General features: G+C 54.0%; 21 protein-coding genes. 14 read left to right on the top strand and 7 right to left on the bottom strand.

The genetic code is table 11. From position 1 onward, the window contains the following. Positions 1–116: 116 nt before the first annotated feature. From OKC42_RS03895 to OKC42_RS03935, 8 genes are all read left to right on the top strand, one after another. Positions 117–2,027, top strand: a complete 1,911-nt coding sequence (locus tag OKC42_RS03895) for an ABC transporter ATP-binding protein (protein ID WP_270819080.1) — start codon at positions 117–119, stop codon at positions 2,025–2,027. Next, positions 2,020–2,481 carry a DUF2390 domain-containing protein gene (locus OKC42_RS03900; protein WP_270819081.1) on the top strand — a complete coding sequence of 154 codons (462 nt, stop codon included), beginning with the start codon at positions 2,020–2,022 and terminating at the stop codon, positions 2,479–2,481. Before OKC42_RS03895 ends, OKC42_RS03900 begins: the two co-directional genes overlap by 8 nt. Next, entirely contained in the window at positions 2,475–3,329 is an 855-nt protein-coding gene (locus tag OKC42_RS03905; protein ID WP_270819082.1) for a 23S rRNA (adenine(2030)-N(6))-methyltransferase RlmJ, read from the top strand. Before OKC42_RS03900 ends, OKC42_RS03905 begins: the two co-directional genes overlap by 7 nt. A 744-nt stretch (positions 3,330–4,073) precedes the next feature. Then, positions 4,074–4,670: a hypothetical protein gene (locus OKC42_RS03910; RefSeq protein WP_270819083.1), complete on the top strand. Its 597-nt coding sequence runs from the start codon at positions 4,074–4,076 to the stop codon at positions 4,668–4,670. A 124-nt stretch (positions 4,671–4,794) separates the two neighbouring features. Continuing rightward, a complete protein-coding gene (locus OKC42_RS03920; RefSeq protein ID WP_270819084.1) occupies positions 4,795–5,241 on the top strand; it encodes a GNAT family N-acetyltransferase in 447 nt (148 codons plus the stop codon). Between the two features lie 150 nt (positions 5,242–5,391). Further along, complete coding sequence (locus OKC42_RS03925) at positions 5,392–5,739, top strand: hypothetical protein (protein WP_270819085.1); 348 nt, start codon at positions 5,392–5,394, stop codon at positions 5,737–5,739. Positions 5,740–5,901: 162 nt separating this feature from the next. Beyond that, positions 5,902–6,333: a hypothetical protein gene (locus OKC42_RS03930; protein ID WP_270819086.1), complete on the top strand. Its 432-nt coding sequence runs from the start codon at positions 5,902–5,904 to the stop codon at positions 6,331–6,333. 46 nt (positions 6,334–6,379) lie between these two features. After that, positions 6,380–6,907, top strand: a complete 528-nt coding sequence (locus tag OKC42_RS03935; protein ID WP_139474495.1) for a hypothetical protein — start codon at positions 6,380–6,382, stop codon at positions 6,905–6,907. A gap of 191 nt (positions 6,908–7,098) precedes the next feature. Here OKC42_RS03935 and OKC42_RS03940 read toward each other — a convergent pair whose 3' ends face one another. Further along, entirely contained in the window at positions 7,099–7,305 is a 207-nt protein-coding gene (locus tag OKC42_RS03940) for a hypothetical protein (protein WP_005354562.1), read from the bottom strand. Positions 7,306–7,496: 191 nt separating this feature from the next. On the opposite strand from OKC42_RS03940, the gene OKC42_RS03945 reads away from it, so the two are divergent. After that, positions 7,497–7,862 (top strand): DUF2061 domain-containing protein, encoded by a 366-nt coding sequence (locus OKC42_RS03945; RefSeq protein WP_042084552.1) that lies wholly within the window; start codon positions 7,497–7,499, stop codon positions 7,860–7,862. A gap of 130 nt (positions 7,863–7,992) precedes the next feature. On the opposite strand, the gene OKC42_RS03950 is transcribed toward OKC42_RS03945, so the two are convergent. Then, complete coding sequence (locus tag OKC42_RS03950; RefSeq protein WP_005335561.1) at positions 7,993–8,373, bottom strand: hypothetical protein; 381 nt, start codon at positions 8,371–8,373, stop codon at positions 7,993–7,995. 293 nt (positions 8,374–8,666) lie between these two features. Between OKC42_RS03950 and OKC42_RS03955 the strand changes: the two genes are divergently transcribed. Further along, a complete protein-coding gene (locus OKC42_RS03955) occupies positions 8,667–9,263 on the top strand; it encodes an MliC family protein (RefSeq protein WP_201904504.1) in 597 nt (198 codons plus the stop codon). Between the two features lie 39 nt (positions 9,264–9,302). On the opposite strand, the gene OKC42_RS03960 is transcribed toward OKC42_RS03955, so the two are convergent. Then, the gene (locus OKC42_RS03960) at positions 9,303–10,478 is read right to left on the bottom strand and encodes a retropepsin-like aspartic protease (protein ID WP_270819087.1); all 1,176 of its coding nucleotides are present in this window, start codon (positions 10,476–10,478) and stop codon (positions 9,303–9,305) included. A gap of 483 nt (positions 10,479–10,961) precedes the next feature. On the opposite strand from OKC42_RS03960, the gene OKC42_RS03965 reads away from it, so the two are divergent. The 4 genes from OKC42_RS03965 (at position 10,962) to OKC42_RS03980 (ending at position 13,816) form a co-directional block, all read left to right on the top strand. Then, positions 10,962–11,390: a VOC family protein gene (locus OKC42_RS03965; protein ID WP_151287381.1), complete on the top strand. Its 429-nt coding sequence runs from the start codon at positions 10,962–10,964 to the stop codon at positions 11,388–11,390. 114 nt (positions 11,391–11,504) lie between these two features. Then, on the top strand, positions 11,505–12,038 hold the full coding sequence (locus tag OKC42_RS03970) for a J domain-containing protein (protein ID WP_151287382.1): 534 nt from the start codon (positions 11,505–11,507) through the stop codon (positions 12,036–12,038). A gap of 141 nt (positions 12,039–12,179) precedes the next feature. Then, positions 12,180–13,325, top strand: a complete 1,146-nt coding sequence (locus tag OKC42_RS03975; protein WP_270819088.1) for a YecA family protein — start codon at positions 12,180–12,182, stop codon at positions 13,323–13,325. A 257-nt stretch (positions 13,326–13,582) separates the two neighbouring features. Continuing rightward, the gene (locus tag OKC42_RS03980; protein ID WP_270819089.1) at positions 13,583–13,816 is read left to right on the top strand and encodes a GNAT family N-acetyltransferase; all 234 of its coding nucleotides are present in this window, start codon (positions 13,583–13,585) and stop codon (positions 13,814–13,816) included. Between the two features lie 123 nt (positions 13,817–13,939). On the opposite strand, the gene eno is transcribed toward OKC42_RS03980, so the two are convergent. The 4 genes from eno to relA all read right to left on the bottom strand — a co-directional run bounded on the left by eno (position 13,940) and on the right by relA (position 20,205). Next, positions 13,940–15,241 (bottom strand): phosphopyruvate hydratase, encoded by a 1,302-nt coding sequence (gene eno, locus OKC42_RS03985; protein WP_005335583.1) that lies wholly within the window; start codon positions 15,239–15,241, stop codon positions 13,940–13,942. 89 nt (positions 15,242–15,330) lie between these two features. Next, a complete protein-coding gene (gene pyrG / locus OKC42_RS03990) occupies positions 15,331–16,968 on the bottom strand; it encodes a glutamine hydrolyzing CTP synthase (protein ID WP_005335584.1) in 1,638 nt (545 codons plus the stop codon). Positions 16,969–17,109: 141 nt separating this feature from the next. Beyond that, positions 17,110–17,907 carry a nucleoside triphosphate pyrophosphohydrolase gene (gene mazG / locus OKC42_RS03995; protein WP_270819090.1) on the bottom strand — a complete coding sequence of 266 codons (798 nt, stop codon included), beginning with the start codon at positions 17,905–17,907 and terminating at the stop codon, positions 17,110–17,112. Between the two features lie 84 nt (positions 17,908–17,991). Next, positions 17,992–20,205, bottom strand: coding sequence for a GTP diphosphokinase (relA, locus tag OKC42_RS04000; protein ID WP_005335588.1), 2,214 nt, complete (start codon positions 20,203–20,205; stop codon positions 17,992–17,994). Positions 20,206–20,249: the final 44 nt, after the last annotated feature.

Below are 20,249 nucleotides of genomic sequence, written 5' to 3' on the forward strand. Positions count from 1 at the left end.
CATGTTTTTGCAGCGCCAGCCAGTGGCCAGCCCTTCGCTACAGTGCAAATCAGCGTCATTTCACGTAAGATCCGCGCCAGTTTTTCTCCTCCATTTTGAGCAAGCAGATCCCACCCATGATAGTTGCCAGTCAAATCGAACTGATCCGCGGCGGCCGCAAGCTGCTGGACAACGCCTCCGCCACCATTCACCCCGGCCACAAAGTGGGTCTGGTGGGCAAAAACGGCTGTGGCAAGTCCACCTTTTTTGCACTGGTACGGGGCGAGCTGGCCATCGACAGCGGCACCTTCAGCCTGCCCGCTGGCTGGCAGATTGCAGGCGTCGCGCAGGAGACCCCGGCGCTCGACTGCTCCGCGCTCGAGTATGTGATCGACGGCGACAAGGAGTTTCGCGCGCTGGAAGCCCAGCTGGTGCAAGCCGAGCAGGATGACAATGGGCTGCTGGTGGCCGAGCTGCACGGTCGCCTCGATACCATAGGCGCCTACAGCATTCGCGCCCGCGCCGCCGAACTGCTGCACGGCCTTGGTTTCAGCGACGAGCAGCTAAGCTCGCCGGTGCGCAGCTTCTCCGGTGGCTGGCGCATGCGCCTGAACCTCGCTCAGGCGCTGCTCTGCCGCTCCGATCTGCTGCTGCTGGATGAACCGACCAACCACCTGGATCTCGACGCCGTCATCTGGCTGGAGAAGTGGCTCAAAGGCTATCAGGGCACGCTGGTGCTCATCTCTCACGACCGCGACTTCCTCGATTCGGTCATCAGCCGCATCATCCATATCGAGAACGGCAAGCTCAACGAATACACCGGCGGCTACTCCGACTTCGAACTGCAGCGCGCCGAACAGCTGGCCCAGCAGCAGTCGATGTACGAGAAACAGCAGCGGGAGATGTCCCACATGCAGGCGTATGTGGATCGCTTCCGCTACAAGGCCTCCAAGGCCCGTCAGGCCCAGAGCCGCCTGAAAGCCATGGAGCGGATGGAGAAGATCCTGCCCGCCCACGCCGACTCGGAATTCAGCTTCGAGTTTCGCGAGCCCTCGGCCCTGCCGACCCCGCTCATCGCCATGGAGAACCTCTCTGCCGGTTACGGCGACAAGGTGATCCTGGAGAAGATCAAACTCAATCTGGTACCGGGTTCGCGCATCGGTCTGCTCGGTCGCAACGGCGCCGGTAAATCGACCTTTATCAAGATGCTGTCGGGCTCCAACCCGCCGCTGTCGGGCAAGCTCGAAGTGAGCGCCGGGGTGAGCATCGGCTACTTCGCCCAGCATCAGCTGGAGACCCTGCGTCTCGATGATTCCCCGCTCGATCATCTGGCCCGCCTCGCGCCGGACAAGACCGAGCAGGAGCTGCGCAACTATCTGGGCAGCTTCGGTTTTCACGGAGACAAGGCGCTCGACAAGGTGGCCCCCTTCTCCGGCGGCGAAAAGGCGCGACTGGTGCTGGCGCTGATCACCTGGCAAAAACCCAACCTGCTGCTGCTGGATGAACCGACCAACCACCTGGATCTGGAGATGCGCCACGCCCTCACCATGGCACTGCAAGGCTTCGAAGGGGCCATGGTGGTGGTGTCGCACGACCGTCACCTGCTGCGCACCACCACAGATGACTTCTATCTGGTACACGGTGGCCGGGTCGAGCCGTTCGACGGCGATCTGGATGACTACCACAAGTGGCTCGGCGAGCAGGAGAAAGAGGCCAACGCCAAACCGGCCGATGGTCCCGTCTCTGCCAACTCGGCGGTGGCGCGCAAGGATCAGAAGCGACGCGAGGCTGAGTTCCGGCAAGCGACACGTCCCCTGCGCCAGAAGCTGGAAAAGCTCGAAGCGAGCATGGAGAAGCTGCAGGGCAAGCTGGCCGACATCGAGAGCCAGCTGGCCGACCCCGCCATCTATGAAGAGAGTGCTAAAACCAAGCTCTCCGAGCTGCTCAAATCCCAGGGGCCCCTCAAGGAGCAGCTGGAAGAGGTGGAGCTGGAGTGGATGAGCCTCAGTGAGGAGCTGGAAACCATGGAGCAAGCCTTCTTTGCGTGACGAACAGCTGATGGCCAGCGAGCGGGTCGCGGTCCACGAATTGCCGACGCCGATCGGCTTCTGGCACTGGAGCAGCAAAGTCTATGGTGAGCGCAGCCAGGATTGGCTCACCGTGCAGGAGCAGGGGGGCAACGTCAATCTGGCGCTGCTGCTGCACCGGCTCGATCAACTCGGCATCGTGGTCGATCTGACCGACCTGCAACCGGCGCTGGTGCAGACCGAAGCGGTGCTGACCCCGTGGCGCGCCCTGCGCCAGAGCGCCAAGACGCGACTCGACGAGCAGCAGTATCAGTCGATGCTGGCCCACGAGCTGGAGCTGGAGCGGCTGCAACAGGGCGTCCTGTTGCAGACCCTGCGCAGCCTCTCCCTGTTTCGCGGCAACAGCCGCAATTTGTTGAACTATCTATCGTTACTGGGTGCCCAGCAGGGCCCCCTCAGAGATCTAATATGCTGAGCTATCGCCACGCCTTTCACGCCGGCAACCATGCCGACGTGCTGAAACACGCCGTTCAGGCCCTGATCATCGAGTCCCTCAAGAAGAAGGAGAAACCCTTCATCGTGCTGGACACCCATGCCGGTGGCGGTCTCTACGACCTGCGCGGCGACTGGTCCCAGAAGAAGGCCGAGTATGCCGACGGCATCGGCCGCCTGTGGGACGAGCGGACCCAGTGGTCTGCCATAGCCACCTATCTGGGCGTTATCGAGGAGATGAATCAGAACGGCGAGCTGCACTACTACCCCGGCTCGCCGGAGCTCTCCCGCCGCCTCACCCGCGAGCAGGACAAGCTGGCGCTGATGGAGCTGCACAACAACGAGGTCGAAGATCTGCGCGCCAACATGGGCTATGACCCCCGCGTCGCCGTGCACCACCGTGACGGCTTCGAGGGGCTGATCGCCCTGCTGCCGCCGACTCCGCGCCGCGGGCTGGTGCTGATCGATCCGCCCTATGAGCTCAAAGAAGATTACTTCGCCGTGGTCGACACCCTGAAAAAGGCGCAAAAGCGCTGGGCGACCGGCATCTACGCCCTCTGGTATCCCATCCTCGGGCAGGAGGCGGACAAATCCCGCGACATGCTGCGCGCCATCAAGCGCGAGAACTTCGGTAACGTCCTGGTGGCCGAGCTGGAAGTGGCCGGTCAAACAGCCGACTGGGGCATGAACGGCTCAGGCATGCTGATCATCAGCCCGCCCTGGATGCTGGACGAGCAGATCGAAGCCTTCCTCAAACCGCTCTGTGCCAAACTGGCTCAGGGCGCCGGCGCCCAGTACAAAGTGGAGTGGCTCAACAAGGTCGAAGAGTAGGCCCGCACCAACCCGCTCCGGCGCCCGGCCAACACGTCAGCGAGCCGGTCAGCCAAGCCGTTCACAGTGGCGGCATGGCCAGCAAAGAGAAGCCCCGTTGAGGGGCTTCTTGTTTTTACCCGCTACCGCTTTACCCACTAACTCTTTTCCTCACTAACTGTTTTCCTCACCATTTTCCTCACCAATGGCAGCACCCGCCCCATCTGCACACCAGATCAGTCGTTATTGACTAATTAGCCGATCCAGATCAGAAATCGGCCATCTGGTCCTTTCCCTCCGCCTACCCGCCGCTAATATACCCGATTGGCAACAAAGCCTCGTAGGAGTCACCCCATGAGCCATGCCAACCCCATCCCGTTGGTTAAACACAGCAGACCGGAGGCTGTAATTCAGGGGCGGTAGCCATGCCGGATGGAATGGATAAGCGAACGTTGCCTACGACTACCCAGTCAACATGGTGGCAGCCTTATGCTGATTTCTGACCCGCTTACGCAGGCGTGCTTTGGCGGCGCTTGCCAAGAGTGCGCTGAGCACTGATTTTTCATACAGTAGTAACGGTGGCGCAAAAAGAGGAAGTCAAGCGAATACGCTCAGCACGAGAACAAGTTTGTAACATTATGATTTAATGATTTTTTTACTTGGCGGCAGTGAAAATGTTACGGAGTTATATGGAATGCTCTGCTAACGGATTAGTGCCGCCTTCTATCTAATCACTGTTAAGTTTCTAAGAGGTAATATTCAGTAATGCAGTTAGATTTTATGTTCTCATTGGAAATGCAACTTATATTCGGGGTTATGTTTCTTTTTTTAGCTATGGGTATCTCAGCACTGGTTTCTGGAGAAAACCCATATGCTCTAACGGTATTTTGCGTGGGCTTAGTACTTATTATTTTGTCTGCGGGTGCTGTTATGTACATAGAAAATATGAAATCGATGGCAATTGGTTGGGTGGAATCTCAACGAATGTCTAAAGAAGTGTTTGATGACTTTGAACAGAAAAGCACTCTCTTTTTATTTGTATTTCCTTTTGTCACGGCAGCTATAGGCACTAACCTGCTAACGGAAGTGATAACTAGAAATTTCAAATTTGACCGAAGGTTAACTCTAGGTAAGGTTCTGTCGGGTTTGTGGGACGTGGTTAAATTTATATTAGGGCTCGCTATTTTACCGATCACAATACCCCTAGTCGTTGTTGCAGGAATACTATTTAGTGTCACCGCTACATCAAGACGCTGGTATCCAAGGTTTGTTTTTGCGGTAGGGAGAATCAGTCGTAGAACTGAATTATTTGTGCTGAAAGCTGATATTGTCTTGCGTAGCATTTCTAAAGTCAAAACTTAACAAACGCTTCAAGACGGATTCGCAACGCGTGGCATTTTTACCATGCATTGATTTTAGTGATTAAGGTGGTTTGCGGAAACACCGTATTGCGTTGCTCACCACTTAAGCGAGCGTTATGAGGAATATGGATATCAAATTAAGACCAATAGAAAGTGAAGAGTTCGATAGTCTTTTTTCTGTTGTAAAGCAGGGAATTTATTCACTCGTTGATGGTGTTTTTGGTTGGAACGATGACTTTCAACGTAACCGTCTAAAAAGAGACTATGACCCTAGTTGGTTTTACTGGGTACAACAAGGAGGTCAGCGAATTGGCATGTTGTGTTTCAAACCTTATGGCAATGCAATTCATGTTCATCTACTTGTTGTTTTTCCCGAGTTTCAGAACCAAAAATTTGGGGAAAAGATAATGAATTATGTCCATAAGCTCGCGGACGCTGAGGGGAGAAATCAGGTGACGTTATCCAGCTTTATCCGAAATGAGGCCGCGGTAAGATTTTACAAATCGCTTGGTTATCAGCTTATTGATAGTGACGAGCACTTTTATTCTTTGTCGCTTCAAATTCCCTCATAACAAACGCCTCAAGAGGGACTGTCAACGCGTGGCGTTTCCAGTCCCATTGAGCCGCGGTGGTTACGGTTGTTGTGTTTAAGTTTAGTGTTATGCGTTGCCAGCCCCTTAGGCGGGCGTTAGCAATATTGTTGAGTAAATTGGAATTAACATATGTATAAATCGGTAATAGTTGTTCGGGCGAATGAAAGCTTAGACAAAAAAGTAATAGATCAAATGCTGGAACAGGGTTTTGCTCCGGGCTTTAAAGCTTCCTTGAACAGAGTTAATTCTGAAATTAGCCATATTGTGATGACTAATACGTTTAATAATAGAGCTGTATTAGCTAAGGTTTCGCATGCAACGGAACATGTAGTAACATGCCAAACTGAGCAGAACATGGATGGTCGGATAGACATTTATTTCAGAGATTACAAGGAAATCGATCCTGTCTTGCTATATGAAAATGTAGAATTTAATAACTCTAATCCAGTTCGTTACGTTCAAAGGTATTGGGAATAAGTAGTCAAACATTGCTAACAAAGCGTTCAAGAGAGACAGTCAACGCGTGGCGAATTTGGCTTAAATCTTGGCGTCGGTGGTTACGGCGGTAAATTGAAGTTTGGGTAGCGCGTTGCTGCCCCTTAACGCGGCGTTGGGCATCAACAAAAAAGGAAAAACAGGATGTCAGAACGAATAGGCTATGCAGTTTACAGCGAGATAGAGGCTGGTTACTTGGCAACCGCATCTCCGAGTAATTATCTATGGGATCCAGCAGCTGCGATAATCTATGAAACTGCTGCAAAAGCGTGGACATCAGCCAAACGTAGAGGCGCAGGATATGCTATTGCTGTTGCAATCAATCGTAATGAAAATGGCAATTTTGAGCATGAGCAAATTCCACCTCCCATGAAGGCCCCTCCAGGGAGCTGGATCGTTAAAATCGAAGACCACGGACTTCCCACGGGGCCACTTTACATTACGAGTCTGAGTAAAGATGGCAAACCTCGCGCATCATCAGAAATTCATGAGGCCCGAGGATTCGACCATGAGCAAGCAACCGAAGTGGCATCAAGAATGAAAGGTACGGTTAAAGTAGAGCAAATAGCCTCATGATCGAAAGGCGTTGAAATGTGCATGAAGTAGTGAGACCGAGGAAAAAATGAAGAACCTGATACAGGTAGTTGCCAGTGCATTTTTGATAGCTGGTTGCCAATCCAACCCTTCCCAGAACACACCAGCATCTGGAATTGAGTTCGCACATGACAAATTCAGCGTTCTCATGGTTTCGGTTGATAACACATTTGATTTTCCGAGAGGTAAGTTTTTCCGCTCCTCCTATGCTATCCAGGAAAAATTAACGCTCAAATTGCCTGGTGTTGTGGGCATCTATGCTGACTTCTTCGACCACTGCCTGAATACCGGCAATAAACCGCAGATTATCGATGGCGTCGCGCTAGTCTGCCGATCTGATCAGGTCAATCTTTATGCCGTTATCGCTGTAGAGGCTGGCAGGACAGCGTGGCTGCAAGTCGTAGAACCGAGTGACATGAGTTTACAGATAAGTGCACAAGATCTTGCTGACTATGCCATGAATAATTTTGCCAATTATGTTGCGGCTGATGTGAGCAGTACCAAGCGCCTGCTTGGCACCAGCTCTCTTTACAAAAACGTTCCCAATTGGCCGTAACAAAGTAACGGGAGTATAAGAAATGCAGCAAATCTGGGACACCCACCTTTTTGAGCAAGGCGTAGCATAGCCCGAACCCAAAAGATGGGTGTCCAAGGCCTTCTGCTCACCGAGTTCAAAAGCAAAAGCCCCATCACGGGGCTTTTTCTATTGGTGCAGCCGGTGTGTGCGGCAGCCTGAACCTGCGCGCCCTATGAACGGGCGGGCAGATCCTGTTTCAGCGCAACCAGCAACAGGGCCAACAGGCCAAAGGGCGGAAACAGACAGAGCAGGGAGCAGATAAGGGTGATCAGCGCCGGATGCTCGCTCTTGCGGCGCGCCAGTCGCCAGGCGATGACGCCGACGATGACCATCAGCAACGCAATGAACTGGCCAAGCAGGGTGGCATTGATATTCATGAAAGATCCTTTTTCATGGGCAAGTGTGAGGAACCTGTACTTTATCGCCTTGGCTGCGATTGGCAACCGCTGAACCACACCGGCCACTCGCCCGTTGATAGGTTCTCTCTATTCTGGCAATAGATGAGAATAGTTTTCATTTAATCTCATTTCGGCGGATACTCTCATCATCAACAGAGGGAGCCGCCATCATGAAAAAGACCATCAGCTTTGCCATCCTGCACTTCGGTGTCGCCTTTACCGTGGCCTACCTGCTGACCGGTGAGCTGCTGACCGCCAGCCTGATCGCCCTGATCGAGCCCGCCGTCAACACGGTCGCCTTCTACTTTCATGACCTTGGCTGGCACAAGCTCAAACCAAATCACAGCCTGCAGGCCAAGACCAGCAGCTTCGCGGTGGTCCACTTCTCGGTGGCCTTCGGAGTGGCCTTCCTGCTGAGCGGCGAGCTGCTCACCGGCGGCGTGATGGCGATGATCGAACCGGCCATCAATACCGTGGTGTTCTTCTTCCACGAGCGGCTGTGGCGCGCCCGCAGTCAGCAACTGGCGCTGGCCTGATCAACCTGGCAACCCGCCCCCCCTTTATCGCGGCCACAAAAAACCCGACATTCCGGCCAGGAGTGTCGGGTTTTTCACATCAGCAAAGAGCTGTATCTGGATGCATCATCCGATGCCCCATCCATAACGATCAGGCTTTCTTGCAGATGGGATCAACGATAAAGGCATTCTGATCAAACTTCTGCCAGGCGCCGGTGCCGACCCCATCGACCACCAGAATGGAGACCACGCCGAAATCGACAAAGATCCCGAGCAGAGTGGTGGCATCGAACGACTTTGAGACCGGCACTGTCACCGAGTAGCAATCCGCACGCTTGACCGTGATGGTGTAATTCTCTTTCTTCTTGAACGAGGTGATCACATTGCCGTGGCCCAGCAGCATATCGTTGACGTAGATCTCCGCATCGGGATCCTGACTGCGAATGGAAACCTGCTGACTTGTGCCGTTAAACATGGCCGCACAACCGGACAGCATGATGGCCAGCAAGGCCCCCGTCATCAACCTGAACATAGCTAACATTTTTGTTATTAAGAAAAGGCGGCAAATCTAGCACGCCTCTCGAACAGGAGTGAAAGTACAATGCTGCAGGCCTGTCTGAATGCTCAAAATAGCGACCACTCCTGACCAGTTTTCAAACAAGCCGGCCTCATCCAGCAACAGTTCCCTTCCCCACTGGAGTAGCGCGGCAAAACCGGTCGCCAGCACACACAGCTGCGCAAAATGCGCTCGGCTCCCCTGCTGCATTGCCCTGTAGAGTGTGCTGTAGTAGGCAGATATACCCTCCTCATTGCTGGAATCTATCGATGAACAAGACCTTGCTTGCCACCCTGCTGTTTGCCCCTCTGCTGGCCAGCGCCGCAACCCCCTCCTTTGACTGCACCAAAGCCTCCGGGTCGGTCGAAACCCTGATCTGCAAGGATGCTGGACTGGCCGCCCTTGATAACGAACTGGCGGCCCTCTATCCCAAGGCGATTGCCGCACTCTCTCCCGAACAGCTCAAGACAGAGCGCGCCATGCAGCGCGGCTGGATCAAGGGTCGCAACGACTGCTGGAAGGGGCAGGATCTGCGCCAGTGTGTGGAGGATAACTACCTGCTGCGGATCACCGAACTGCAGATCAGCGGCGGCCAGCTGATGGTGCCGGCACCGGTCAACTACAAGTGCGGCAAGAGCGTTATGCTCTCTACCTACTTCTATAACGATGCCAAGCTGCCCGCCGCGGTGATTAACCTGAGCGAGGGCGACAAGCAGCAACAAGTGCTCGCCTATGAAGCCCCCAGCGCCAGCGGCGCCCGTTATGAAGGGCAAAACCTCACCTTCTTCACCAAAGGGGATGAAGCCACGCTGGAGCGTTACGGCCAGCCAACCCTCACCTGCATGGAAAATCCAACCAAGGGCTGAGGCTCATAGGGGCGGCTCGTCTTGCCGCCCCCACCTTGACTAGATGGCGATATCCAGCGGTTTTCCTTCCCGCACAATCCGCAACTTGAGCGACCCCGGCTTGCCGGTGCTGAGCAGTTCACGCACCTTGTCGATATCGAGGGGACGATAAGCCACCCCGTTGATCTGCTCCAGAATGTCGCCGTTGGCCAGACCATAGGGGGCAAGATCCCGTTCGTCGCTGTAGTAGACCTGCAGATGCTTGCCATCAAAGCGCACCCCGATATTGCGCAGGATTGGCGGCACTTTGCGCGCCAGGCTGTCGGCGTCGTAGCAGAGCATCATCCGCCCGGGCATGATCGCAAAGCGATTGAAGCGGCTAACAAAATCCAGCCCCAGACCATACTGCTCATTGCTGTTTTCCGACACGCGCAGCTCACCGAGCTGGCGCTCATCAAAGTGCAGGCCGGTGAGGATATGTTCACGCCCCTCCACCATACCGCTGGCGTCCACCCCTTTGCGTGGCGTGGCATCTTCGCCAGAGATCGCCTTCTGGCTCGCCATAAAGTCGATAAAGGCATGATCGGCATAGCTCTGATCGGCCCCGGTATCCAGATACATACGCACGCTGCTCTCGCCGTGGGTCAGATACACTGCCGGGGAGCGGTTGTAGCTGTCTTCATAGCCGATGCAACGCTCGAACGTGGCTGCCGACGGTGCCGTCAGCGAAGCCGTGAGCTGATGCCTGTCGCGATCAAACACCCAGTTGAAACGGCGGATGGTGTCGATCCCGAGGATGCCATCGATACGGCTGCCAAGAGACTGGGAGAAAAGATCGAAATCAATAGTTGCCCACAGATCGCTGTCATCAATGGTGACCGACCCCACCGAGAAGGGCTGCGGCTCAACAAAGCCAAGCTGCTCGCTGCCCAGTTGGCTCGACACGCTGTTCACACTGGCAAAATCAGCCTGATAGGCCCTGGGCAATTCGCTTAAGGTCAGCGCCTTGAAGCGGCTGGCCAGACGACGATCGATAAAGGTGATACTGGCCCCGGTATCGAGCAAAAACTGGTACTGCTCACCTGCGATGGTGACGGGGATCAGGGGGGCACTTTCGTAATGCACGGTCAGCACCGGGCCGGGTGCATTGCGCTTGGTGGATGAATCCGGGGCTGTGCAGCCTTGGACGACGAACAGGGCCAACATGGCCAGCGCCACTTTGAACTGCGACTTCATAACTCTCCTTCCCGATAGCAGATGCCCCCGCGACGCCACCGCATAATGCTATCTTGTTGATTTATAGATAAATAAGCTGTTTGAGCGGGGAGCGCGGACAATAACAAAGAGTTTTATGCTGGTTCAAGCCAGATATAACCATGAATATTCTATGGCGATAGCTCAAGAATGGTTGTTCACGCTATGTCGGCGCGTCATCAATCGTGGGTGACATTTGATTAATTTATTGATCTTGCACAGAAATTCTCAATATTGAGCTTTCTCTCCACAGCGCCATGGTTAATATTGCCATTTGGCAACAATTGCCTCGTCGGAGTCTCCCATGAGCCATGCCAATCTCACCCCATTGGTTACAAAACAGCAGACTGGAGGCTGAAATTCAGGGGCGGTAGCCATGCCATATCTCGCCCGGTCCCTTTTTGATCCAAACAAACTGACCGGCAAGCCGCTGACTCATCCACAACATGCAAATCAAGGTGGTGTATGGAAACACAAACCCTGCATCGTGGTCGCTTGATCGACCATATCCAGCTGGTGGTCAAAGATCTGGTCGCCAGCCAGCGCTTTTACACGGCCATTCTCACCACCCTCGATATTCCGCTGGGCGGCACAGGTGAGGGCTACTTCTGGGCAGACGAACTGTTTGTCACCGCTGTCGATAGCCCCGCCGCGCTGGGGGTGTTGACCGGTCGCCACCATCTCGCCTTTCAGGCAAAAGATCGCGCTATGGTGGATCGCTTTTATCAGGCCGCACTGGCCAATGGCGGCAAAGACAACGGCGCCCCGGGCGAGCGTAATTATCACCCCGGCTATTACGCAGCTTTTGTCCTCGACCCGGACGGCAATAATATCGAAGCGGTTTATCACGGTGAGGCAAAGCGTAGTGCGGGATCTGTAGTAATTACTTTTTGAGACTAACAAATCTGGGACACCCACCTTTTTGAGCAAGGCGTAGCATAGCCAGAACCCAAAGGGTGGGTGTCCAAGGTATCTCTGATTTAAATTAACTCACGAGTTAAATGGACTATGTTTGATATTTTTACTACTACTCACTCTGAGCAAAGAGCCGTGCTTTATGAAGGCAGTGAAGAGATCTCAGTTAAGACTGCTAAGTTAATGCTCAGTCGCCTTTATACAAATTATTACAATGAGATAGAGAGAGAAAGGGTTGTTTATGTTTTAACTAAATTAGGTTATCTGACTTCAGATAATGTAAAAAATAATACTGAAAATAGTGACAACTTACTCGATAGAGCCAATGAAACTATTCGTAAAGCTAATGCACGAATCAATGAACTGAAGCTGCAACTACAAGCAGCTGAACTCACAATTTCAGAATTGTACGAGGCAAATCAAAAATTGAACAATAGACTACAAGAATTATCTTGTAGTCTTTCGGACAAAGATATTCTCGGTTTTGATCAACTGCCGTCAAGCTATGAGCTTAAGAAGAGGTACAAGAGTCTAGCCTCTATACATCATCCTGACAAAGGTGGTAGTAAACATATGATGCAACGAATAAATGAATCTTATGAAAATCTGAAATCACAAGTGGCATAACAAACGCCTCAAGAGGGACTGTCAACGCGTGGCGTTTCCAGTCCCAATGAGCCGCGGTGGTTTCGGTTGTTGTGTTTGAGTTTGGTTGTTATGCGTTGCCAGCCCCTTAGGCGGGCGTTAAGGCTCACGAAGGAGTTTAGCTTGTACGATAAAAAGATTGGTAGAAATGACCCTTGTTGGTGTGGTTCTCAGATAAAATACAAAAAATGTCACTTGTTTCGTGATAGACAAGAGCCAATGAAACATTGGGAAATAAACAGAGAATTTAACAATGTAAACTCACGTAAAAAGTGCTCTTGTCCTGACTCATTTAATGAGAATTGCGCCGGAAATATTATACGAGCTCATACTGTCCCCAAGACTTCCAGTTTGAAAGCAATCTCTGAAGCAGGGCATGTCCTTGGGCTTAAAATGAGTTATGAGGCGATCCGAAAGAATAGAGGTAGACCTTTATTAGAGAAAATCGGTATCAATCATGCGTCTACATTCAATGGCTTTTGTAAATATCATGATGACGTGATTTTTGCTCCTTTAGAAAAAGAGTCATTTGTGGCGAGTCAGAAACAGTGTTTTCTACTCGCATATCGAGCTTTTGCTCGGGAGTACTACGCTAAAGAAGGTGCTCACGACCTTTCCACATTGAGGCATGGTGCAGATAAAGGTAAACACATTGAGGCTCAATTTGATATTCAGATGAACAACTTCCTTTACGAGTTAGGGAACAGAGCTGCTATTGAAGACCTAAAGCACCATAAAAGCTATTTTGATTGTGCCTTGGAAAATGACGACTTTTCTACAGCAAGGGCGGTAATATTTACATTCGATGAAGCTCCTCCTGTTATGGTCTGTGGCGGAATTAATCCAGACTTTGACTTTGATGGAAACCCTGTTCAGGACTTAATGGATCTTATGAAAAGGACTGATAACCTCTCTGTTACATCTTATTATGATGGTGAAAAGGGAATTATCGCCTTTTCGTGGTTAGAAAATAGTGATGAAACATGCTGCAAACTAATGTCATCGCTTCTGCATAAAGATCGAGAGGACTACGTTCCGATCATCATTCAGTACATGTTCAAGAATTTCGAAAATGTCTTTGTATCACCGAAGTGGTGGGAGTCTGAAAGTGAGAGCAATAGAAAGATTTTGATGAAATTGTTCGGAGACAGTATTTCTACCAATATATCTCCCAACGCGAATGGCATTACAAAAGCTTTATCTACTTACAACTTTCCTCAACTACGTGAAGTTATTACAGTCGGATACCCCTTAAGTACCGAGCCTTAACAAGGCGTTAAAGAGGGACAGCCAACGCGTGGCATTTTTATTATGCGTTGGTTTTTGTGATTACGGTGTTATGCGGAAGCTTGGCAGTAGCGTTGGCTGCCCCTTAACGCGGCGTTAGAAGGCACAGAATTCGCACATGATTGAACTTCAAAAAACCGACCCACTCTTTTCAGAGCTTGACCGCTTCTTCAACGAAGAACCTAAATCTGGGACACCCACCTTTCTGAGCAAGGCGCAGCATAGCCCGCACCCAAAAGATGGGTGTCCAAGGTCTTCCCTGCGAGGTAGGTTGCCTGCTCAATGCGGCCTATTGGCGCAGAGGGTTTATGTCGGAGGCGCTGGGATTGCTGTTCGCCCACGCCAGCACACTGGGAGTCACCTGCCTCACCGCAGATATCGATGCAGATAACGTCCGCTCTATCGCCCTGTTTGAAACACTGGGCTTCAAGGCGCATGCAGGGCGCTATCAGCGCACGCTCCCCTTTGTCTGACCCGAGACCAGAGCCACAGCCCTCTCACCTCTCAGGCCATTGTGGCAAGGCTCAGGCATAAAAAAACCGGAACCCAAGGGTTCCGGTTTTTTTCATTCCAGCCGAGGCTGGCAAACCAGCAAATTAAGCCTGGTTTTTAACTTCTTTCAGACCGCGGAAAGGAGCTTTGGCACCCAGAGCTTCTTCGATACGGATCAGCTGGTTGTACTTGGCAACACGGTCAGAACGGCTCATGGAACCGGTCTTGATCTGGCCAGCAGCGGTACCAACAGCCAGGTCGGCGATGGTAGCGTCTTCGGTCTCACCGGAGCGGTGGGAGATGACGGCAGTGTAGCCAGCGTCTTTGGCCATCTTGATGGCAGCCAGAGTTTCGGTCAGGGAACCGATCTGGTTGAACTTGATCAGGATGGAGTTGGCGATGCCGTTGTCGATACCGCGCTTCAGGATCTTGGTGTTGGTTACGAACAGGTCGTCACCAACGATCTGGATTTTCTTGCCCAGTTCAGCAGTCTGGTAGGCGAAACCTTCCCAGTCAGATTCGTCCAGGCCATCTTCGATGGAGACGATCGGGAACTTGGTGGTCAGGTCAGCCAGGAAGTCGGAGAAACCGTTGGAGGTGAAGACACGGCCTTCGCCTTTCAGGTTGTACTCTTTCTTCTCTGCGTCGTAGAACTCGGAAGCAGCGCAGTCCATAGCCAGGGTGATGTCGGTGCCCAGTTTGTAACCGGCAGCGGCAACGGCTTCAGCGATAACTTCCAGCGCTTCGGCGTTGGATTTCAGGTTCGGAGCGAAACCACCTTCGTCACCAACTGCAGTGTTGTAGCCCTTGGACTTCAGCACTTTGGCCAGGTTGTGGAACACTTCTGCGCCCATACGAACGGCTTCTTTCAGGGTCTTGGCGCCAACCGGCTGGATCATGAACTCCTGGATGTCGACGTTGTTGTCGGCGTGCTCACCACCGTTGATGATGTTCATCATCGGCAGCGGCATGGAGTAAACACCCGGGGTGCCGTTCAGCTCGGCGATGTGGGCGTACAGCGGCATGCCTTTGGCAGCAGCGGCAGCTTTGGCGTTAGCCAGGGAAACAGCCAGGATGGCGTTGGCGCCGAACTTGGATTTGTTCTCGGTACCGTCGAGGTCGATCATGATCTGGTCGACAGTGGCCTGGTCCTTGGCATCTTTACCCAGCAGAGCTTGAGCGATCGGGCCGTTTACGGCTTCGATGGCTTTCAGCACGCCTTTACCCAGGAAACGGCTCTTGTCGCCGTCACGCAGTTCCAGCGCTTCGCGGGAACCGGTGGACGCGCCAGACGGAGCGGCTGCCATACCAACAAAACCACCTTCCAGGTGAACTTCGGCCTCAACGGTCGGGTTACCACGGGAGTCGATGATTTCACGACCGATCACTTTAACGATCTTGGACATGTGTATTTCCTCAGGTTTCGTAAAAAAACAACAAAAATATGCCAAAAAAAGCGGCTGTGGCACAGTGCCCCAACCGCATTTATTTTCAATTACTTCAAATTACGCTTCTGATACTCGCCTGCCGCCTTCACAAAACCGGCGAACAGAGCGTGGCCATCACGAGGAGTAGAGGTGAACTCCGGGTGGAACTGCGCAGCCACGAACCAGGGGTGATCCGGGATCTCGATGATTTCCACCAACTTCTTGTCGGCGGAGAGACCGGTCACTTTCAGACCTGCCGCTTCAATCTGCGGCAGCAGCTTGTTGTTTACTTCGTAACGGTGACGGTGACGCTCGTAAATGGTCGGGCTGCCGTACATCTGACGCACTTTGGAATCTTCGACCAGGTGGCAGAGCTGGGAACCCAGACGCATGGTACCGCCCAGATCAGACTTCTCGGTACGGGTCTCGACGTTGCCCTCTTCATCCACCCACTCGGTGATGAGACCGACGACCGGGTACGCGCAATCTTTCTTGAACTCGGAGGAGTGAGCCCCTTCCATACCCGCTACGTTGCGAGCGAATTCGATCATGGCAACCTGCATACCAAGGCAGATACCCAGGTAGGGGATCTTGTTCTCGCGGGCATACTGGGCAGCCAGGATTTTGCCTTCCACACCGCGCTCACCGAAGCCACCCGGCACCAGGATCGCATCCAGACCTTCCAGCAGCTCGGCGCCACGGGTCTCGATATCCTGAGAGTCGATGTACTTGATGTTGACTGAGTGACGGGTCTTGAGACCACCGTGCTTGAGCGCCTCGTTGACGGACTTGTAAGCGTCCGGCAGGGAGACGTACTTGCCGACCATACCGATGGTTACTTCACCAGTCGGGTTGGCCTCTTCGTAGATAACCTGTTCCCACTCGGACAAATCAGCCTCTTTGCACTCCAGACCGAAACGCTCGGTGAAGTAGGAGTCCAGATTCTGGGACTTGAGCAGTGCCGGGATTTTGTAGATGGAGTCGACGTCTTTCATGGAGATGACGGCGCGCTCGGGCACGTTGCAGAACAGGGCGATCTTGGCGCGCTCGTTGGCCGGAATGGCACGGTCGGAGCGGCAGATCAGCACATCCGGCTGGATACCGATGGAGAGCAGCTCTTTGACGGAGTGCTGGGTCGGCTTGGTCTTCACTTCACCGGCAGCAGCCAGGTAAGGAACCAGCGTCAGGTGCATGAACATGGCATTGTTGCGGCCCACTTCGGCAGCCAGCTGACGAATGGCTTCGAGGAACGGCAGGGACTCGATGTCACCTACGGTACCGCCCACTTCGACGATGGCAACCTGATGGCCTTCGGCACCGGCAATCACCCGCTCTTTGATGGCGTTGGTGATGTGCGGGATAACCTGAATGGTGGCGCCCAGATAGTCACCACGACGCTCTTTACGCAGTACGTCGGCGTAGATGCGGCCGGTGGTAAAGTTGTTGCGACGGGTCATCTTGGTGCGGATGAAACGCTCGTAGTGGCCCAAATCCAGATCGGTTTCGGCCCCGTCCTCGGTTACGAACACTTCACCATGCTGGGTCGGGCTCATGGTGCCCGGATCCACGTTGATGTACGGGTCCAGTTTCATGATGGTCACATCCAGACCACGGGCTTCCAGAATGGCTGCCAGAGAAGCTGCGGCAATGCCTTTGCCGAGGGATGAAACAACGCCACCAGTAACAAAAATATATTTGGTCGTCATGCTGAACCTGAAAGAAGTTTAGGGAATTTTAAGGGGTGCTTCGGGGATGAAGCAGGACGGGGAAACAGTATACCAAAAACCCCTCTCCCAAACAATGAGCAAAAATCTATCAGGCTCACCGCCCCCCCATCTTGCGCCAAATCAACTTTGCTCGGTTTCCTTCGCCTTATCCCAGGCGGCATCGAGCTTTTCGAGGGTGCAATCGGTCATTTTCAAGCCTTCTGCGGCGATTATCTGCTCAACCTGACGAAAACGACGTTCGAACTTGGCGTTGGCACCTCGCAGTACCTGCTCCGGATCCTTGCCCAGATGACGCACCAGATTGACGGTGGCAAACAGCAGGTCGCCGAGCTCGTCGCTCACCCGCGCCTCGTCCACATCGGCCATCAATGCCTCTTCCATCACCTCGTCGATCTCCTCGTGGATCTTGTCCACCACAGGCCCCAGCGTCTTCCAGTCAAAACCGACAGTGGCGCAGCGTTTCTGAATTTTGGCGGCGCGAGTCAGAGCAGGCAGCACCTGCGGGATATCGTCCAGCACGCTCTCTTTGTCGAGGGCCGCTCGTTCTTTGGCTTTTTCCGCCTCCCAGTTCGCTTTTACCGCCTGCTCGTTGGAGAGATCTGCATCGGAAAAAACGTGGGGGTGACGGCGAATGAGCTTTTCGCTCACCGTATCGACGATATCGGCAAAGTCGAACAAGCCCCGCTCTTTACCCAGCTGGGCGTAAAACACCACCTGAAACAGCAGGTCACCCAGCTCCCCTTTCAGCCCCTGCCAATCTTCGGTCTCGATGGCATCGGCCACCTCGTAGGCCTCTTCCAGGGTGTGCGGCACTATGCTCTGGAAGCTCTGTTTCAGATCCCAGGGGCAGCCGTTTTGCGGATCGCGCAGACGAGCCATGATTTCGAGCAGTTGGGAGAGGTCGTAACGTTGGGACATGGGATATTCGCTTGTTGATTCGTACCGCAGGGGCAAAACAGTGACCGACCTGGCGGTCGGTCACAAGTTGGTTCTTGATGACAATCAGAGGCGCTTGGCGCTAATTACGTCATTGAGCTGACTGAGCTTGGCCAACGCCCGGTTGAAGGCGTTGATGTTGTAAATCTCCAGCTCCATGTCGATCTCGGCGGTTTGCTCGCGCACGTTGGAGCGCGAGCGCACCCCCATCACATTGATCTTCTCGTTGGCCAGCACGGTCGTGATATCGCGCAGCAGGCCGGAGCGATCGTTGGAGATGATCCGGATGGTGAGGCCATAGCCGCCGGAGTAGTTCTCCCCCCACACCGCATCGATCAGCCGCTCCGGGTTGCGACGTGACAGCTCCTTGAGCTGCTCGCAATCTTCCCGGTGGATCGAAACACCACGGCCCATTGTGATAAAGCCCTGAATGGAGTCCCCCGGAATGGGTTGGCAGCAGCGGGCGATATGGGTCATCAGGTTGCCGACCCCTTCCACCACTATGTGATCCTTGGGCTTGTGGCGCATCGGCGCATTGGCCTTCTGCTCCAGCTTCTCCAGCAGGCGGCGATCTTCCTCTTCCGCCGTCGGCTTGTTGTAGCAGGTGTCGAGATAGTTGAGCACCTGGTTGATGCGGATATCACCGCTGCCGATACCGGCCAGCAGATCGTCGGTGCTCTCCAGATTGAAGCGGCGCAGCATGTTGCCCTTGTCGATCTTGGACATGCTGAGGTTGTGGCGATCCAGCTCCTTCTCGAACAGCTCGCGACCGGCCACGATATTCTTGTCCCGATCCAGTTTTCTGAACCAGGTCGCCACCTTGGCCCGCGCCCGGCTGGAGCGCAGGAAGCCGGCGTTGGGGTTCATCCAGTCGCGGCTCGGATTCGGCTCTTTCTGGGTGATCACCTCCACCTGATCGCCGGTCTGCAGCGCGTAGGTGAACGGCACGATGCGGCCGTCAATCTTGGCGCCGATGCAGCGGTGACCGATCATGCTGTGGACGTGATAGGCAAAGTCGAGCGGGGTGGCGCCCGCCGGCAAGTCGATGACATCCCCCTTCGGGGTGAAGACATAAACTCTGTCCTCGAACACCTGACTGCGCAGGTCTTCGAGCAGGGAGCCGCTCTCGGAGAGATCCTCCTGCCAGGCGAGCAGCTTGCGCAGCCACTCGATCTTGTCTTCGAAGGTGTTGGCCTTGCCGCCAGCCTGCGCCCCTTCCTTGTAGCGCCAGTGCGCCGCGACGCCGAGCTCGGCATCCTGATGCATCTGGTCGGTACGGATCTGGATCTCGACCGTCTTGCCCTCCGGCCCCACCACTACGGTGTGGATCGACTGATAGCCGTTGGGTTTGGGGTTGGCGACATAGTCGTCAAACTCGCGAGGAATGTGGTGGAACTGGGTGTGCACGATACCGAGCGCCGCATAGCAATCCTGCAGCCGCTTGGTCACTACCCGCACCGCGCGCACGTCGAACAACTCGTTGAATTCGAGGTGCTTCTTCTGCATCTTGCGCCAGATGCTGTAGATATGTTTCGGCCGACCGTACACCTCGGCGTCAACTCCCGCCTCTTTCAAGCCATTACGCAGGGATTGCACAAACTCGCGGATGTAGCGCTCGCGGTCGAGCCGCTTCTCGTCGAGCTGCTTGGCGATCTGTTTGTAGGTATCCGGGTGCAGGTAACGGAAGGCGAGATCTTCCAGCTCCCACTTGAGCTGGCCGATGCCCAGACGGTTGGCGAGCGGCGCATAAATGTTGGTGATCTCCTGGGCCATCAGCACCCGGGTCTCTTCATCTGCCGTCTTCGCTTCCCGCAGGCAGGCGATCCGCTCCGCCAGCTTGATCACCACGGCGCGCACATCCTCGACCATGGCGAGCAACATGCGACGCACGTTGTCGACCTGCTCCGGCGAGGTTTCGCTGCGATGGAGAGTCTGCAGGGAGCGGATGGCCTCCATCTCCAGCACCCCTTCCACCAGCTTGGCGATCTTGGAACCGAAGTCCTCGTCCATCCGCTCCTGGCTGATGAGACCGGCTTCGACGAAGGGGTAGATGATGGCCGCTTTGAGGGTACCGATATCCATGCTGAGCATCTGCAGGATGCCCACCATTTCGATGCCGCGCACCAGCAGCTTGCTGGTCAGCGCCTCGTCACCGAGCGTCAGACAATACTGGTAGACGGTTCGCAGCTGATCCTTTTCACTGTCACTCAAGGAGAGCGAGCTAACCCACTCTTCCAGGGTGAAGTTGTCTTTCAAATGAATATCGCGAACCGCAACCATGGTATCAATCCTTTAAATTATCGGGCCGAAAGCTGTCACTTTCT

This window comes from Aeromonas sp. Y311-2, assembly GCF_027706025.1.
GTDB classification, from domain to species: domain Bacteria; phylum Pseudomonadota; class Gammaproteobacteria; order Enterobacterales; family Aeromonadaceae; genus Aeromonas; species Aeromonas veronii.

Excerpts from the sequence above, each read along its gene's own strand:
- pyrG (WP_005335584.1), bottom strand. The coding sequence starts at position 16,968 with ATGACGACCAAATATATTTTTGTTACTGGTGGCGTTGTTTCATCCCTC.
- OKC42_RS03935 (WP_139474495.1), top strand. The coding sequence starts at position 6,380 with ATGAAGAACCTGATACAGGTAGTTGCCAGTGCATTTTTGATAGCTGGT.
- OKC42_RS03940 (WP_005354562.1), bottom strand. The coding sequence starts at position 7,305 with ATGAATATCAATGCCACCCTGCTTGGCCAGTTCATTGCGTTGCTGATG.
- OKC42_RS03970 (WP_151287382.1), top strand. The coding sequence starts at position 11,505 with ATGTTTGATATTTTTACTACTACTCACTCTGAGCAAAGAGCCGTGCTT.
- eno (WP_005335583.1), bottom strand. The coding sequence starts at position 15,241 with ATGTCCAAGATCGTTAAAGTGATCGGTCGTGAAATCATCGACTCCCGT.
- OKC42_RS03955 (WP_201904504.1), top strand. The coding sequence starts at position 8,667 with ATGAACAAGACCTTGCTTGCCACCCTGCTGTTTGCCCCTCTGCTGGCC.
- OKC42_RS03920 (WP_270819084.1), top strand. The coding sequence starts at position 4,795 with ATGGATATCAAATTAAGACCAATAGAAAGTGAAGAGTTCGATAGTCTT.
- OKC42_RS03980 (WP_270819089.1), top strand. The coding sequence starts at position 13,583 with ATGGGTGTCCAAGGTCTTCCCTGCGAGGTAGGTTGCCTGCTCAATGCG.
- OKC42_RS03965 (WP_151287381.1), top strand. The coding sequence starts at position 10,962 with ATGGAAACACAAACCCTGCATCGTGGTCGCTTGATCGACCATATCCAG.
- OKC42_RS03925 (WP_270819085.1), top strand. The coding sequence starts at position 5,392 with ATGTATAAATCGGTAATAGTTGTTCGGGCGAATGAAAGCTTAGACAAA.
- relA (WP_005335588.1), bottom strand. The coding sequence starts at position 20,205 with ATGGTTGCGGTTCGCGATATTCATTTGAAAGACAACTTCACCCTGGAA.
- OKC42_RS03950 (WP_005335561.1), bottom strand. The coding sequence starts at position 8,373 with ATGTTCAGGTTGATGACGGGGGCCTTGCTGGCCATCATGCTGTCCGGT.
- OKC42_RS03930 (WP_270819086.1), top strand. The coding sequence starts at position 5,902 with ATGTCAGAACGAATAGGCTATGCAGTTTACAGCGAGATAGAGGCTGGT.
- mazG (WP_270819090.1), bottom strand. The coding sequence starts at position 17,907 with ATGTCCCAACGTTACGACCTCTCCCAACTGCTCGAAATCATGGCTCGT.
- OKC42_RS03960 (WP_270819087.1), bottom strand. The coding sequence starts at position 10,478 with ATGAAGTCGCAGTTCAAAGTGGCGCTGGCCATGTTGGCCCTGTTCGTC.
- OKC42_RS03905 (WP_270819082.1), top strand. The coding sequence starts at position 2,475 with ATGCTGAGCTATCGCCACGCCTTTCACGCCGGCAACCATGCCGACGTG.
- OKC42_RS03910 (WP_270819083.1), top strand. The coding sequence starts at position 4,074 with ATGCAGTTAGATTTTATGTTCTCATTGGAAATGCAACTTATATTCGGG.
- OKC42_RS03895 (WP_270819080.1), top strand. The coding sequence starts at position 117 with ATGATAGTTGCCAGTCAAATCGAACTGATCCGCGGCGGCCGCAAGCTG.
- OKC42_RS03945 (WP_042084552.1), top strand. The coding sequence starts at position 7,497 with ATGAAAAAGACCATCAGCTTTGCCATCCTGCACTTCGGTGTCGCCTTT.